We start from the raw sequence: 16,473 nt of genomic DNA, 5'->3' as shown, positions 1-16,473 counted from the left end.
ATATAAAAAACATACTTATTGAGTATGTTGCATACTTTTAAATTTAAGGGTTATAAAGGCTTGCAGGGACAATCTAAAAGACCTTTATCTTTCTTCAATTAAATTACGAAAAACTTATTAGAGAGCAGCTAAAGATCCATACAAATGCCAGACGTCCTCACGCAACAGAAATGGGAGCCACTGAAAAATGAATTCACCCCCCCAACGTGATAAAATCGGTTTTTGGTTTATAAAATGAAAGAATAGATGGATTTTTATTAACAAAAATGACGATATTCTCGTTTTTCAGTGACTTCCCAGAAAATGAATGATCCTTAAAAAGACTGCTTCTTCTATAAGGAATGATCATCAAAGGTAAACATCAACAAGGTCAGCTATGGGTGTTACTTTTATCCTTCCATACTTCATGCAAAGCTATGTAAAGAGCTTTGCATGAAGTATATCCATGTAGAACAAAGACAACCAGGTAAAATTCCAAGTTATTTGGTAGCGAGTTCTTACATATATAAGGATAAAGTAACAACTCATATCTATAAAAAATCACCCTAGTATTCTATTTTTAACATTTACAATAGCAAAAGAGAGTACAAAATGATAAAAAGTCTAAAAATTTTGAAGTTAAAAAATTCTGCTAGTATGCTTAAAAAAGAAATATAAATAAAAGATACAAGATATCCTCTTTAGGCGAATTCTGTGACAATGTTTTTGGGTTCAACGTATTGTCTAAAACGGTTCTATTGCTTGTCTTTGATAGAGAAATGGAATTCACCATCAACTACATATTTTGTTAAAAAACTAGCTAATTAAAATTTTTAGAAAAGTTGAGTTATTTAATTTAAGTATAATATGTTATTTTTTAATGAAAAAATGTCATAAGGCAGACTATGGACATAAATCTATGATTTATATACAATATACATGTATTTCATAATATTATGAAATTTAAGATGGGAGGAAAATGTGTGAACATCCACGAATATCAAGGCAAAGAAATACTTCGTCAATATGGGGTAGCGGTTCCTGCTGGCCGAGTTGCTTTTTCACCAGAAGAGGCAGTAAAAGTAGCCAAGGAATTAGATTCAAAGGTTACAGTAGTGAAGGCACAAATCCATGCAGGTGGACGTGGTAAAGCGGGCGGAGTGAAGATCGCTAAAAATTTAGAAGAAGTTCGTTCTTATGCTAAAGAATTATTAGGAAAAATACTTGTTACACATCAAACAGGTCCGGAAGGGAAAAAAGTTAAGCGTCTATACATAGAGGCTGGCTCGGATATCAAAAAAGAATATTATTTAAGCTTTTTAGTAGATAGGGCCACTTCAAGAGTGACTGTCATGGGCTCAGAAGAAGGCGGCATGGATATAGAAGAGGTAGCGGCAACAACTCCAGAGAAAATTTTTAAAGAAATCGTTGATCCAGTTGTTGGTCTTACTGAATTCCAAGCAAGACGCCTTGCGTTTAATATGAATATTCCAAATCATTTGATTAATAAAACGGCGAAGCTAATGTTAGGCGTGTATAACGCATTTGTAGAAAAAGATGCTTCCATCTTAGAAATTAATCCTCTAGCCATAACAGGGGAAAACGAAGTGCAGGCATTAGACGCAAAATTTAATTTTGATAGTAATGCATTATATAGACATAAAGATATCGTTGAATTGCGAGATTTTGATGAAGAAGATCCAAAAGAAATCGAAGCTTCAAAATATGATTTAAATTATGTTACTTTAAACGGTAATATCGGCTGTATGGTGAATGGTGCCGGCTTGGCAATGTCTACAATGGATATAATTGGATATTATGGTGGACATCCAGCAAACTTCCTAGACGTTGGCGGTAGCGCAACTGCTGAAAAAGTAACAGAAGCATTTAAAATTATTTTATCTGACTCTAATGTTAAAGGAATTTTAGTGAATATTTTTGGCGGTATTATGAAATGTGACGTAATTGCAGAAGGAGTAATCGTAGCTGCAAAAGAGGTTGGATTAAGTGTACCATTAGTAGTTCGCCTTGAAGGAACGAATGTGAACCTAGGTAAAAAATTACTGAAAGAATCAGGCTTGAATATTGTTGCTGCAGATTCTTTAGGTGATGGTGCTCAAAAAATTGTAGAACTTGTAGGTTAAGAAAGGTGGAAAAAGGGTGAGTATTTATATCAACAAAGATACAAAAGTATTAGTACAGGGCATTACAGGTTCGACAGCGTTTTTCCATACAAAGCAGATGTTAGATTATGGTACTAAAATAGTAGCAGGTGTGACACCTGGTAAAGGTGGTACTTTTGTAGAAGGCGTACCTGTATTTAACACGGTTATTGATGCAGTCGAACAGACAGGAGCGAATGTATCTGTTATTTATGTTCCTGCTCCATTTGCAGCAGATGCGATTCTTGAAGCAGTTGATGCGGAATTAGATTTGGTTGTCTGTATTACTGAGCATATTCCAGTATTGGATATGGTCAAAGTTAAACGCTATATGGAAGGCAAGAAAACACGTTTAATAGGCCCAAACTGCCCAGGTGTTGTGACAGCAGATGAATGTAAAATCGGCATTATGCCAGGATATATTCATAAGAAAGGACATGTAGGCGTTGTTTCACGTTCTGGTACGTTAACTTATGAAGCAGTCTATCAATTAACAGTAGCAGGTCTTGGTCAAACAACAGCAGTCGGTATTGGTGGAGACCCTGTGAATGGTACAAATTTCATAGACGTATTAAAAGAATTTGAAGCTGATTCAGAAACATATGGTGTTATTATGATTGGAGAAATCGGTGGAACAGCCGAAGAAGAAGCAGCAGAATGGATTAAAGCAAATATGACAAAACCTGTCGTTGGCTTTATAGGCGGTCAAACTGCACCTCCTGGAAAACGTATGGGGCATGCGGGAGCGATCATTTCTGGTGGTAAAGGTACGGCTAAAGAAAAGATCGAAAAGTTAAATGAATGTGGGATCGAAGTAGCTCCAACACCAGCTGTTATTGGAGAAACATTTATTCGCGTCATTAAAGAAAAAGGCTTATACGAAAAATGTAAAACCCATTAAAATGTAAGGGCTATCTTAAAAGGAAAAAATAGTATGTTAGGAGTAAAATCCTATCATGCTAATTTTTTGATAGGCAGGTAAAGATCCGCGTGGACTAGGAAAAAGCAAAAGACTATTAAAAACGTTGGATATCAATGGATGATTGGAAAGATAATTTTATTGTTTTTTAGAAGAAAAAGGACTTTTCTGTGACTCAAAAAGTAAGAAAGTGAAACCCAGTAAGAGATAAGCAAGCGATGCGGTTGTTCCTTGTCTACGAAAAATATAGCGGATTTTTACCCTATAGGATATCCAAAAGATTTTTATGGAGCTTTTTAACAGTTTGATGAAGCTCTGCTTTTTTGTAATGAATCCAAATACCTATTTTAGCGTATTTGTATAAGCTTTTGAACTTATATGCGCTATAGGCAGGCGCCCTCTGCAAATGAGCCAATGTGTCTTGTCGTTCGCTGCGCTTGCTTCCTGCATCGCTTTGCAAGTTTCATTGCAGAAAACATATTCCTGGGTGGCTATTCTAAAAACTTCATCAGAGGAGTTTGGTTCGACAGCTTATTTTCTCATAAAATTTGCCACTATTTATTCTAGTAGTTACGTTAAAAAATCAACAATTAATGGGGCTTTTTATAAATTAAAAATGGAGGGAAGCTATGTTCGATGTGAATTTTTCAGAAAGATTACTTGCACTACATTATGTATTTCCTGTTCCCCTTAACAGGCTACAATCATTACTTAAAGTAGATCCGAAATTGCAAAAATTAGAACGAATGTCTCCTCAAGATATTGCAAAATATTTGAATTTATCCGTCGAAAAAGCTAAATATTTACAAGAAAATTATGTCCATACGCTCATATCCCCTTTAAAACAGGCGTATGAAGAACATAATATCTTCCCCATCCCTTTTCACCACCCAATGTATCCTAACAAATTACTTGCATTATATGACCCACCAGTTGTACTTTATACAAAAGGATTAGTTGATATTTTGAAGAATTGGCGTAGAATTGCTATAGTTGGATCAAGGCAAGCTACAAGTTATTCTGAAGCTGTATTAAATTATATTGTGCCGCCATTAGTAGACAGAGATTATGTCATTGTAAGTGGATTAGCAAAAGGCGCTGATCGTATGGCTCATGAAGCAGCATTACGCTTTGCTGGACAGACGATAGCAGTGTTAGGTCATGGTTTCTTTCACCTTTATCCACGGGAGAATCGAAAGCTGGCTGAAATAATAGCGAAAGAACATTTGCTTATTAGTGAGTATCCACCATATGTAAAACCGCAAAAATGGTATTTTCCGATGCGCAATCGGATTATTAGTGGTATTTCAGAAGGCATACTTGTCACAGAAGCAGCAGAAAAAAGTGGTACATTCAGTACAATTGATCATGGCTTAGAAAATGGTAAACCTATTTTCGCTGTGCCTGGTGATATTACAAAAACACTTTCTAAAGGACCACACAAATTGTTAGCAGAAGGTGCAACACCAGTATGGAACGGTTATCAAATAATAGAAGAAATAGAAGGATTTTTATTTTCTAAATGAAAAAAAGGTTGCAAATTTTGGATTTGTGGTATACATTTTGCAACAGGTAATTCTTTTGAAATTGAAACATCACCTCTATAGGGGGAACTTTAATGTCAGATTATTTAGTTATAGTGGAATCGCCCGCAAAAGCAAAAACAATCGAGCGATACTTAGGAAAAAAATATAAAGTAAAGGCTTCTATTGGACATGTTCGTGATTTGCCAAGAAGTCAAATGGGAATTGATACAGAAAATAATTACGAACCAAGATATATAACGATTCGTGGGAAAGGACCTGTATTACAAGATTTAAAATCGGCAGCCAAGAGAGCAAAAAAAGTCTATCTCGCAGCCGATCCAGACCGCGAAGGGGAAGCAATAGCTTGGCACTTAGCGACTGCTCTAAATATCGATAGTAAATCAGATTGCCGAGTAGTATTTAATGAGATTACGAAGGATGCGATAAAAGAGTCATTTAAGCATCCACGTCCAATTGATATGGACTTAGTAGATGCACAACAAGCTAGAAGAATTTTAGACCGTCTTGTTGGCTATAACATTAGTCCTTTATTATGGAAGAAAGTCAAAAAAGGTTTATCAGCAGGCCGGGTTCAATCGGTTGCACTGCGCTTGATCATTGATCGAGAAAACGAGATTAAAAATTTCCAACCGGAAGAATATTGGACTATCGATGGTAGCTTCCAAAAAGAAAAACAAACATTTGATGCACTATTTTATGGGAATACAAAAGAAAAACTTAAATTGTCAGATGAACAACAGGTGAAACAAATTCTTGATCAAATAAAAGGTGAAGATTTTGAAGTCATTAAGGTTGTCAAAAGAGAACGCAAAAGAAATGCATCACCAGCGTTTACCACTTCTTCCTTACAACAAGAAGCAGCAAGAAAATTGAATTTCCGTGCACGAAAAACAATGATGCTTGCACAACAGTTGTATGAAGGTATTGATATTGGTAAAGAAGGTACAGTAGGTTTAATCACTTATATGCGTACAGATTCGACACGTATTTCTGAAACAGCTAAAAAAGAAGCTCATGACTATATTGAACAAAACTATGGTAAAGAGTACACGACTTTAATCACACAACAAGCAAAAAAATCGGAAAATGCTCAAGATGCTCATGAAGCCATTCGCCCAACCAGTACATTACGTCACCCTGATCAATTGAAAACGGTATTATCAAGAGATCAATTACGTTTATATCGTTTGATTTGGGATCGATTTGTTGCAAGCCAAATGGCTCCAGCTATATTAGATACGGTGACTGCTGATTTACAAAATGGGGAGATTGTATTTCGTGCCTCAGGCTCAAACGTTAAATTTCCTGGTTTTATGAAACTGTATATCGAAGGTTCAGATGATCAAAAAGAGGAAAAAGATAAAATCTTACCCCCATTGCAAAAAGGGGATCATGTGAAAAGCTTAAAAATCGAACCTAAACAGCATTTCACTCAACCACCTCCACGTTTCTCTGAAGCACGCCTAGTTAAAACACTGGAGGAACTTGGAATTGGACGTCCATCCACCTATGCACCTACGTTAGATACTATTCAGAAACGTGGCTATGTTTCGTTAGAAGCAAAACGGTTTATTCCAACGGAACTAGGTGAAATTGTCCATTCGCTAGTGCTTGAATTTTTCCCAGGAATTATTGATATTGAATTTACAGCTCAAATGGAGAAAGACTTAGATAGTATTGAAGATGGAAATACTAAATGGGTTCAAATTATTGATAATTTCTATCAGAAATTCGAGAAAGACGTGAAACATGCAGAAATTGCAATGGAAAAAGTAGAGATTAAAGATGAACCTGCAGGTGAAGATTGTGAAGTATGCGGGGCGCCTATGGTCTTTAAATTGGGGCGTTACGGAAAATTTATGGCTTGTAGTAATTTCCCAGAATGTCGTAATACAAAGGCAATTATGAAGCAAATCGGCGTTAAATGTCCAAAATGTAAAGAAGGAGAAATTGTCGAAAGAAAAAGTAAGACAAAACGAATTTTTTACGGATGCAATCGTTATCCAGAATGTGATTTCGTATCATGGGATAAACCGATCAACCGCCCATGTCCAAAATGTAATGGACTATTGGTAGAAAAGAAAATTAAAAAGGGAATTCAAGTTCAATGCACAAGTTGCGACTATAAAGAAGAACCTACACAATGATGTATTTTTAGAAAGCAGGTAACAAAAGAATGACAACACCAATTGTAAATGTAATCGGGGCTGGTTTAGCAGGTAGTGAAGCTGCTTGGCAAATTGCTAAAAGAGGCGTACAAGTTCGTTTATATGAAATGCGCCCAGTGAAACAAACACCTGCACACCACACTGATCAATTTGCTGAACTTGTTTGTAGTAATTCATTGCGTGCAAACAATTTGACGAACGCAGTAGGCGTCATTAAAGAAGAAATGCGTCAATTAGACTCTATTATTATGGAAGCGGCAGATCATTGTTCTGTACCGGCTGGCGGAGCACTAGCTGTGGACCGTCATGAGTTTTCAGGTTATATTACTGAAAAAGTGAAAAATCATCCTCTTGTAGAAATCATTAATGAAGAAGTAACGGAAATTCCAGGGGAAGGAATCACGGTAGTTGCGACAGGTCCCCTAACTTCAAAAGCTTTAGCGGATAAAATCCAACAGTTAACTGGTGAAGACTATTTATACTTTTACGATGCCGCTGCACCTATTATTGAAAAAGACAGTATTGACATGGAAAAAGTATATTTAAAATCTCGTTATGATAAAGGCGAGGCCGCTTACTTAAACTGTCCTATGACAGAAGAGGAATTTTATGCTTTCAGGAAAGCTCTTGTTGAAGCAGAAAAAGCACCGTTAAACGAGTTTGAAAAGGAAAAATACTTTGAAGGATGTATGCCGATCGAAGTAATGGCTGAAAGAGGTCCCAAAACGATGCTATTTGGTCCTATGAAACCAGTAGGCTTAGAAGACCCTAGAACAGGTAAACGTCCATTTGCCGTTGTTCAACTTCGCCAAGATGATGCGGCTGGAACACTTTACAATATCGTAGGATTTCAAACCCATTTAAAATGGGGAGCACAAAAAGAAGTATTTAGTATGATCCCAGGTTTAGAAAATGTTGAAATTGTACGATATGGTGTGATGCATCGGAATACGTTTATTAATTCTCCAAAGGTTTTAGCGCCAACGTATCAACTGAAAAGCAATCCAACTGTATTTTTCGCCGGTCAAATGACAGGTGTTGAAGGATATGTAGAATCGGCAGGGAGTGGCTTAATTGCAGGTGTGAATGCGGCGCATTTAGCGTTGCAACAGGATTTATGTATTTTCCCAGCTGACACTGCTTTAGGAAGTATGGCGCGTTATATTACAGAAGCAGATTCAAAACATTTCCAACCGATGAATGTAAACTTTGGTTTGTTCCCTGCATTGGGTGAAAAAATCAGATCAAAACAAGAACGTGGGGAAAAATATGCAGAACGTGCATTAAATGCTCTGCATCAGTTTAAAACCTTTACAAAAATTTAATTTGCGAAAGTCCTTAAATGTTTGTTATACTTTTAAGGGCTTTTTTTTGACAATTATTTTCCAAAGCAAAGTTTATCCTGCGTTAACCCACCTTAAGGTTTAGATAGAGAAACGAGAAAGGATAGGTGAGGGAATTAATTGCCGCATGCGCCTGATTGGTTCGTACCCACAAGAGGTTGGTCGCTCAGGTGTTGCCACAGGACGTGGCGCTCTTAACCTGAGTTCCTCTAGTTCAGTGGGGAAGAAGAAAACCCTACTAATTTAAAGCTTCATTTTATATTATTTAGAATAAAAAATTCCATAATTAGGTATACTATTAGTGGGATGTTTATGGGATTGTACACAAAAATGTCATAAATCTACTGAAAATTGCCATATTCTAAGTTGTAGAAAGCGTTCTCACTTTATTTAATTGATGGACAGTGAGAAAATAGGGAGGAGGACGTGAGTAAATGAGGTGTTCATATGGACATTCAGTTTGAGCAGGCACTTGAACAGTTTGTTACTTATATTCAACTGGAAAGAAATTTTTCTCCTTTAACAGTTCGAGACTATCGGACAGATATACTCGAATTTTTTACATTTCTTCAAGTAGAAGGTGTGGAAGATTTGGCACAAGTCGAATACATACATGCCAGACTTTTTGTAACAAAATTGTATGAAGAAAAAAAGGCAAGAACGACCATTTCAAGAAAAATATCTTCCATTCGTTCTTTTTTTAGATTTCTAAATAAAGAATACGATTTGGATGACACAGCATTTCAAGCTCTTTATCATCCCAAAAAAGAATTAAGGCTGCCCCACTTTTTTTATGAAGAGGAACTAACTCAACTCTTTGATTCCAATGAAGGTACAGATTCTAAGTCATTGCGCAATATGGCTCTTTTAGAACTCCTATATGCAACTGGCATTCGAGTAAGTGAACTTACTTCAATTGAACTAAAGGATATTGATTTTTCATTGAGCATCTTGAGAGTAATGGGAAAAGGCAGAAAAGAGAGATACGTTCCATTTGGGCATTTTGCAGCAGAAGCAATGCAACGTTATCTAGCAGAGTCACGTCCTAAACTTGTAAAAGATGTAAAACATCTAAAACTATTTGTTAATATGCGAGGAGGACCTCTTACTGCAAGAGGTGTTCGTTATATTTTAAATGATATGATGAAACAAACAGAGTTAAGAACCACTATATATCCGCATATGTTACGACACACATTCGCAACTCATTTATTGAACAACGGGGCGGATTTAAGGACTGTTCAGGAATTATTGGGACATTCAAGTTTGTCGTCAACGCAAGTTTATACACATGTTACGAAAGAACATCTTCGACACACATATATGAACACGCATCCAAGAGCTTAATATTTTGAAGGAGGTTATGATGATGGATTTGCATGCAACAACTATATTTGCCATACAGCATAACGGTCAAAGCGCTATGGCGGGCGATGGGCAAGTTACACTTGGAAATTCTGTAGTGATGAAACACACAGCTAAAAAAGTTCGTCGTTTGTATAATGGCAAAGTATTAGCAGGATTTGCTGGTTCTGTGGCAGATGCTTTCACATTGTTTGAAATGTTTGAAAGTAGACTGATGGAGTATAATGGGAACTTGCAAAGGGCTGCAGTTGAAGTTGCAAAACAATGGCGTGGGGATAAGATGCTTCAAAAATTAGAGGCACTTTTGCTTGTGATGAACAGTGAAACATTGTTATTGGTATCTGGTTCGGGAGAAGTGATAGAACCGGATGATGGAATTTTGGCTATCGGTTCTGGTGGGAATTATGCATTATCCGCTGGGAGAGCATTAAAGCAATATACGGGTAATATGTTGACTGCAAAAGAAATTGCAAAAGCATCCTTAGAAATAGCAGCAGATATTTGTGTATTTACAAATCATAATATTATCGTGGAGGATCTGGACGAATGACACAACAAAAGACCCCTAGAGAAATGTTAGAGTATTTGAATCGTTATATTGTAGGTCAAAATGAGGCAAAGCGTGCAGTTGCTGTAGCCTTGCGCAACCGTTATCGTAGACAATTACTCTCAGAAGAGATGAGAAACGAAGTAATACCAAAGAATATTTTGATGATCGGTCCAACTGGTGTTGGTAAGACTGAAATTGCTAGACGTATTGCTCGCCTTGTGAAGGCACCATTTCTTAAAGTTGAGGCTACAAAGTTTACAGAAGTTGGCTATGTTGGGCGAGATGTAGAATCAATGGTACGCGACTTAGTGGAAATTTCGAATCGTCTGGTAAAAGAAGAAAAACAAGAAGAAGTAAAAGAACAGGCTGGACGATTAGCAAATGATCAGATTGTCAAATTATTAGTACCAAGTATGAAAAAAAAGCAATCTACGCAAAACCCATTTGAGGCTCTATTTGGTCAAAAGAGCGATACTTCTGAGGAAAATTCAGAAGAAGATTCGCAAGTTCGTTTAAAACGTTCACAAATTGCTGAAAAATTGCAAGATGGTAAGCTGGAAAATGAATGGGTAACCATCGAAGTAACAGAACAACAAACGAATATGATGGGCATTTTCCCTGGTGCTTTGGATATGGGTGGAACAAATATGGGGGATATGCTTTCCAACATCATGCCGCCGAAAAAGAAAAAACGTCGTCTACAGGTAAAAGATGCTAGACGTATACTAACAATTGAAGAAGCCAACAAATTGATAGATAATGATGAAGTGTCCGAAGAAGCAATTCGACGGGCAGAAGAAACGGGCATTATCTTTATCGATGAAATAGATAAAATAGCAACTAGAAGTAATAGCGCTAACGGAGGCAATGCAAATGTATCCCGTGAAGGTGTTCAACGTGATATTTTGCCAATCGTTGAAGGATCAACGGTTAATACAAAATACGGACTTGTAAGAACTGATTTTATGCTGTTTATAGCAGCAGGTGCTTTCCATATGTCAAAACCATCTGATTTAATCCCTGAATTGCAGGGGAGATTCCCAATTCGTGTTGAATTAGAAAAATTGACAAAAGAAGATTTTGTACGTATTTTAAAAGAGCCTGATCATTCGTTGATTCTTCAATATCAAGCATTACTTGCCACTGAAGGTGTTGAAATTGCATTTACAGATGAAGCGATCGAACGCATCGCAGAAATTGCAATGAATGTGAACCAAGATTCAGACAATATTGGTGCAAGACGCTTGCATACAATCCTAGAACGCCTATTGGAAGAATTGTCATTTGAAGCAGCTGACATTTCGCCAGCCCGTATTGAAATCACTGAAAGCTATGTGGATGAAAAGCTTAACGAGATTGTCAAGAACAAAGATTTGTCACAGTTTATTTTATAGTTTATAATCTAAAGTATTGCACAAAATTCATAACCTTTTGAATATTGCATAATTTAAGGAATTTACAGGAGGCTAAATAAAGATGAATTTATTAGCTAAAACAAGAAAAATTAATTCGATGCTCCAAGCATCAGCAGGTAAACAAGTTAACTTCAAAGAAATGGCTGAAAAACTTGGTGAAGTAATCGAAAGTAATGTATATATTGTAAGTCGTAAAGGGAAACTATTAGGAATTGCAGTGAATCAACAAATTGAAAACGAACGTTTTAAGAAAATGTTAGAAGAACGCCAATTTCCAGTAGAATACACTCATAACTTATATGATTTCTCTGAAACGGCTTCTAATTTAGACGTTTTCGATGAACATAGTGCTTTTCCAGTAGAAGCTCAAGAAATCTTCAAATCCGGTTTAACGACGATTGTACCTATCAATGGGGGCGGAGAACGTCTAGGAACATTAATACTTGCACGTTTAGAAAGTAAATTTGAAGATGACGATCTAATCCTGGCTGAATACGGCGCAACAGTTGTAGGTATGGAAATTTTACGTGAAAAAGCTGAAGAAATTGAACAAGAAGCTCGCAGCAAAGCTGTCGTGCAAATGGCTATTAATTCATTATCATATAGTGAACTCGAAGCAATCGAACATATTTTTGAAGAGTTAGATGGTTCTGAAGGTTTACTAGTCGCATCTAAAATTGCAGATCGAGTGGGTATTACTCGCTCAGTTATTGTCAATGCATTACGTAAATTAGAGTCAGCCGGTGTGATCGAATCTCGTTCATTAGGGATGAAAGGTACTTATATTAAAGTATTGAACAACAAATTTTTACATGCTTTAGCAGAAATTAAAATGCGCTAATCTCCATTAGAGATGAATCATCTTTTCTAAATATCAAACGGAAGATCCGATCGTTTTTTTAGATAAGAATCTACAAGTTTCAAAAGACGCGAATGTTATTGAACGGCATTCGCGTCTTTTTATGTTCTAAGCTATTTAGTGGATTATTTTTTTCATCCTAACTTAAATGTTTAACTGAATCAATTTCATAATGCAAAATTTAGATGAAAAACACGAACATTTCGAATCAACATGAACATTAATATTCAGAAGTTTTTGTTCCGCTCCAGACGGCGCTTTCCACGGGCTTGGCTTCAATCTCCTCGGGTCGACACGATGTTGACCCCGAAGCCGTTGCCACAGGACGTGGCGAACTTAGGCTTTGTCCCTTAAAACGTTCCTGCGGGGCTTTCAGCTCAAGCTTTTCCCGTAGGACTTTGAATAAACTTCCTGAACTAACACCGCACGAAGAAAATGCATGCATTTTCGAGGAGTCGCCGTCTTCCGCTCCACAACTATCAAAATTAGTTATTCTTAAATGTTCGTATTTTTTAAAAAGAAAATGATTTATGAAATTGATTCAACTATAGAAACAATAAACAGGTTTGCATCATTTAGCCAATGGGATAGAAGTAAAAGAGTTATGGATAGATTTAGATAAGTAAATTTAGGCTTGAATAGATTGTATAAGTGGTTTTTGCATTGTTTTAGAATAAGTATCCGCAAAAAAGGAATGTTTTAAAGACGAATGAACCTCGAAGTGGGGACACAAGGATTTTTGCTGAATAAAATTCCACCTTATTTAACAAAGTGCCTAATCCATAAAAAACAGGAGATAAGCGAGAAAATCAAAAAAGATTGCTTCAACTAGTATTCCATAGAGGAGAAGAAAACAACCTGCTGAGTGAAGTTTATTTCAAAAAAGCAAATCTTCATCATCAATAACTAAATTTTATGATTAAATTGGAGTATTAGTTGTAGTAAAGTAGTCAGTGGAAGATCCTATTTTTTGTGGTTATTTCGTCATTGCTTTAAACTTAAGAGAAATGAACGCTTCTTTTATGGATTGAAAAGGTGGACAATTTGCGAAAAAGCCCATTATATCGGCGATTTTAAGCTGTTTTGGAAAATCTATGAAAAATGCATCTAATCAAAAAGTAGCATTAATGAATTGGAAAAGATGGTGTTCTAAACTATTTCTTATACAAAAATAGTTTTTTTTTCCTATTAAAAATAAGCTATTAACAATAGACACTTTATAACATATTTATTACAATTATAACGTAGCGATATATAAGAGAATTTGACAAAAAAAGTCGAATTGAGGTGAATGATTTGAGTTTATTTGGAGGTACCATAAGCAATATTGAACACGGATTATCCTATGCAAGTGTAAAACAAAAAACAATAGCGCAGAATATAGCGAATGTCGATACACCAAACTACAAAGCAAAAGATGTAAGTTTTAGCAAAATGTTATCAGATGCCCAAGACTCATACATAAAAGCATATCGTACGAATGATAAGCATATTGATTTTCAAACTGATTCCAAAACGCCAGGTGTATATAGTTATTCTAACTTACGTTATAGAGAAAATGGAAATGGCGTAGACATGGATAAAGAACAAGCAAGTTTAGCAGAAAATACAATCTACTACAATGCTCTAATTGATCGAGAGAATAGTAAGTTAAATACACTCTTAACCGTTGCAAAAGGAGGTAATTAGCGATGTCGATTTTCCATAGTATGGATACCACTGGTTCTGCCTTGACTGCACAGCGACTACGTATGGATGTCATATCATCTAATATGGCAAATGTGGATACAACGCGTGCTAAAAAGGTTAATGGTAAATGGGTCCCCTATACAAGAAAAACTGTAACGCTTGCTCCAAGAGAAAATGCATTTTCTAATTATTTAAATGTTGCGATGGGAGGAGCGGGAAAAGAAAGTGTAGGAAATGGCGTCAAAGTCACTAGCGTAAATGAGGATACGACAACACCATACAAACTTGTATATGATCCTACAAACCCAGATGCCAATAAAGATGGATATGTACAAACTTCAAATGTTGATCCACTAAAAGAAATGGTGAACTTAATCTCAGCAACAAGATCTTATGAAGCAAATGTGACAGTATTTAATGCCAATAAATCAATGCTATCAAAGGCACTCGAAATCGGTAAGTAATTTTAACGAAGGAAGGATGAAAGAAATTGGCAGTTTCGCAAGTTTCTATTCCACAACCAGTTCAACCTACAATGACACAGACTGTGGCACAAACAATCCCGTCAAATGATAAGGAAAGTTTCGGCTCCATTTTAAAAAATGCTATTTCTACTGTTAATGATAGTCAAGTAGCTTCTGATAATATGACTGATAAATTAGTTAATGGGGATAATGTTGAGCTTCATGATGTAATGATTTCAGCTCAAAAAGCGAATATTACATTAAATACTGCATTATCAATTCGTAATAAAGTAATTGAGGCTTACCAAGAAATAATGCGAATGACAGTTTAATAGGAATGACATCGTAACTTCAGGCACGATGAATCATTTACTATAACCGGAGGCTCAAAATGAAGGAAAGACTAATGAATATCAAAACCAAATTCAGTGGGTTTTGGGGTAGTCGAACAAGAATGCAAAAAGGGACAATCATCGGTTCTATTATAGCCGTAATAATTATTGCTTCAATTATTACATACTTTACAACGAGAGTGACTTATGCGCCTTTGTATTCAGACTTATCAGCTGCTGAAGTTGGACAAATTAAAGAACAATTAGATTCAAAGGGAGTTAAATACCAAGTAACAAACGGAGGAACAGCTATTTCTGTACCGGAGGACCAAGTAGATAATTTAAAAGTAGATTTAGCTTCTCAAGGATATCCTCAATCTGGCCAAATCGATTATTCCTTCTTCTCACAAAATGCTGGGTTTGGAATGACAGACAACGAATTCAATGTATTGAAATTAGCGTCAATGCAAACGGAACTTGCAAATTTAATGAAAGAAGTTAAAGGTGTCAAAGACGCAAAAGTCATGATTACACTGCCAGAAAAGGGCGTCTTTGTTAGCGATTCTCAGCAAGAAGCGAGTGCATCAATCGTGTTGAATACGGAACCCGGTTATCAGTTTACGGAATCACAAATCAAAACATTATATAATTTGGCTTCCAAAAGCGTACCCAATTTAAAACCAGAAAATATTGTTATTACCAATCAATACTTTGAATATTACGACTTAAATACACAAACAGCCTCAGAAACAGGCAGTGGAGTTTCTTCTACAGATTCAAACAACCAATTGGCCATCAAAAGACAAATTGAACGTGATCTTCAACGCCAAGTTCAAACCATGTTAGGACAGTTAATGGGGGCTGGTAAAGCGGCTGTCACAGTAACGACTGATATTGATTTTACGCAAGAAAAACGTGAAGAAAATTTGGTTGAACCAGTAGATAAAGAAAATATGGCTGGTATTCAAATAAGTGCACAAAAGATTAATGAAACCTACACAGGTAATGGAGCGGCGGCAGGTGGTACACCAGAAGCTGATCAAAACACCGATAATTTCACAGATTACCAATCTTCAGGTAATGGCAATGGCGATTATGAAAAAACAGAAGATACTGTAAATTACGAAGTAAATCGTATTAAACGTAAAATTACAGAAAGTCCATACAGAGTTCGTGATATTGGAATTCAAGTATTGGTAGAACCGCCAAAACCAGGAGATCCTACCTCTTTACCACAAGCAACGCAAGATAATATTAAAAGTATGTTAGCTTCAATCGTTCGTACTTCCATTGATAAAAACGAGGCTGGACAGTTATCCAATGCACAGGTTAACCAAAAAGTGACAGTTGCTGTTGAAAAACTAAATGGTAAAGCGCAAGTGGCAACAGCACAACAAAGTGCCATCCCATGGTGGGTATACGTAATTGGCGGAATATTATTAGTAGTGATTGGTTTATTAGTATTCTTCATTATTCGTTCGAAAAGACGACAAGAGTATGAAGATGAGGAATATGAAGAAGACGATGGAGAAGATCTAGCAGTAGATGATATTTCTGAAGAAAAAGATACAGAAGCAACATTACGGCGAAAACAACTTGAAAAAATGGCGAAAGAAAAACCTGAAGAATTCGCTAAATTATTAAGAACATGGATTTCAGAAGATTAATGGGAGGGATCAGC

Annotated in this window: 13 protein-coding genes; all 13 read left to right on the top strand. The window is 36.2% G+C overall.

The genetic code is table 11. From position 1 onward, the window contains the following. The first annotated feature begins 962 nt into the window (after positions 1-962). The 13 genes from sucC to fliF all read left to right on the top strand — a co-directional run bounded on the left by sucC (position 963) and on the right by fliF (position 16,459). Positions 963-2,123, top strand: a complete 1,161-nt coding sequence (gene sucC / locus FEU33_RS10825) for an ADP-forming succinate--CoA ligase subunit beta (protein WP_146549377.1) — start codon at positions 963-965, stop codon at positions 2,121-2,123. A 16-nt stretch (positions 2,124-2,139) separates the two neighbouring features. After that, complete coding sequence (gene sucD, locus FEU33_RS10820) at positions 2,140-3,042, top strand: succinate--CoA ligase subunit alpha (RefSeq protein WP_146549376.1); 903 nt, start codon at positions 2,140-2,142, stop codon at positions 3,040-3,042. A gap of 647 nt (positions 3,043-3,689) precedes the next feature. After that, the gene (gene dprA / locus FEU33_RS10815; protein ID WP_146549375.1) at positions 3,690-4,586 is read left to right on the top strand and encodes a DNA-processing protein DprA; all 897 of its coding nucleotides are present in this window, start codon (positions 3,690-3,692) and stop codon (positions 4,584-4,586) included. A gap of 92 nt (positions 4,587-4,678) precedes the next feature. Next, on the top strand, positions 4,679-6,754 hold the full coding sequence (gene topA / locus FEU33_RS10810; protein ID WP_146549374.1) for a type I DNA topoisomerase: 2,076 nt from the start codon (positions 4,679-4,681) through the stop codon (positions 6,752-6,754). A gap of 29 nt (positions 6,755-6,783) precedes the next feature. After that, positions 6,784-8,100, top strand: coding sequence for an FADH(2)-oxidizing methylenetetrahydrofolate--tRNA-(uracil(54)-C(5))-methyltransferase TrmFO (gene trmFO, locus FEU33_RS10805; protein ID WP_146549373.1), 1,317 nt, complete (start codon positions 6,784-6,786; stop codon positions 8,098-8,100). A gap of 465 nt (positions 8,101-8,565) precedes the next feature. Further along, complete coding sequence (gene xerC / locus FEU33_RS10800; RefSeq protein WP_146549372.1) at positions 8,566-9,465, top strand: tyrosine recombinase XerC; 900 nt, start codon at positions 8,566-8,568, stop codon at positions 9,463-9,465. A 19-nt stretch (positions 9,466-9,484) separates the two neighbouring features. Continuing rightward, positions 9,485-10,033, top strand: coding sequence for an ATP-dependent protease subunit HslV (gene hslV / locus FEU33_RS10795; RefSeq protein ID WP_146549371.1), 549 nt, complete (start codon positions 9,485-9,487; stop codon positions 10,031-10,033). Beyond that, complete coding sequence (hslU, locus tag FEU33_RS10790; RefSeq protein WP_146549370.1) at positions 10,030-11,427, top strand: ATP-dependent protease ATPase subunit HslU; 1,398 nt, start codon at positions 10,030-10,032, stop codon at positions 11,425-11,427. Before hslV ends, hslU begins: the two co-directional genes overlap by 4 nt. An 82-nt stretch (positions 11,428-11,509) precedes the next feature. Continuing rightward, on the top strand, positions 11,510-12,289 hold the full coding sequence (gene codY, locus FEU33_RS10785; RefSeq protein WP_146549369.1) for a GTP-sensing pleiotropic transcriptional regulator CodY: 780 nt from the start codon (positions 11,510-11,512) through the stop codon (positions 12,287-12,289). Between the two features lie 1,314 nt (positions 12,290-13,603). Beyond that, positions 13,604-13,996 carry a flagellar basal body rod protein FlgB gene (gene flgB, locus FEU33_RS10780; protein WP_146549368.1) on the top strand — a complete coding sequence of 131 codons (393 nt, stop codon included), beginning with the start codon at positions 13,604-13,606 and terminating at the stop codon, positions 13,994-13,996. Positions 13,997-13,998: 2 nt separating this feature from the next. Continuing rightward, positions 13,999-14,460, top strand: a complete 462-nt coding sequence (gene flgC / locus FEU33_RS10775) for a flagellar basal body rod protein FlgC (RefSeq protein WP_146549367.1) — start codon at positions 13,999-14,001, stop codon at positions 14,458-14,460. A gap of 26 nt (positions 14,461-14,486) precedes the next feature. Then, complete coding sequence (gene fliE / locus FEU33_RS10770; RefSeq protein WP_146549366.1) at positions 14,487-14,792, top strand: flagellar hook-basal body complex protein FliE; 306 nt, start codon at positions 14,487-14,489, stop codon at positions 14,790-14,792. Positions 14,793-14,851: 59 nt separating this feature from the next. Beyond that, positions 14,852-16,459 (top strand): flagellar basal-body MS-ring/collar protein FliF, encoded by a 1,608-nt coding sequence (fliF, locus tag FEU33_RS10765; protein ID WP_146549365.1) that lies wholly within the window; start codon positions 14,852-14,854, stop codon positions 16,457-16,459. Positions 16,460-16,473 lie beyond the last annotated feature (14 nt).

The sequence above is a fragment of the Rummeliibacillus suwonensis genome, assembly GCF_007896435.1.
GTDB lineage: Bacteria > Bacillota > Bacilli > Bacillales_A > Planococcaceae > Rummeliibacillus > Rummeliibacillus suwonensis.
Note: the sequence above shows the minus strand (reverse complement) of the source record. Positions and strands in the feature narration are given on the sequence as shown.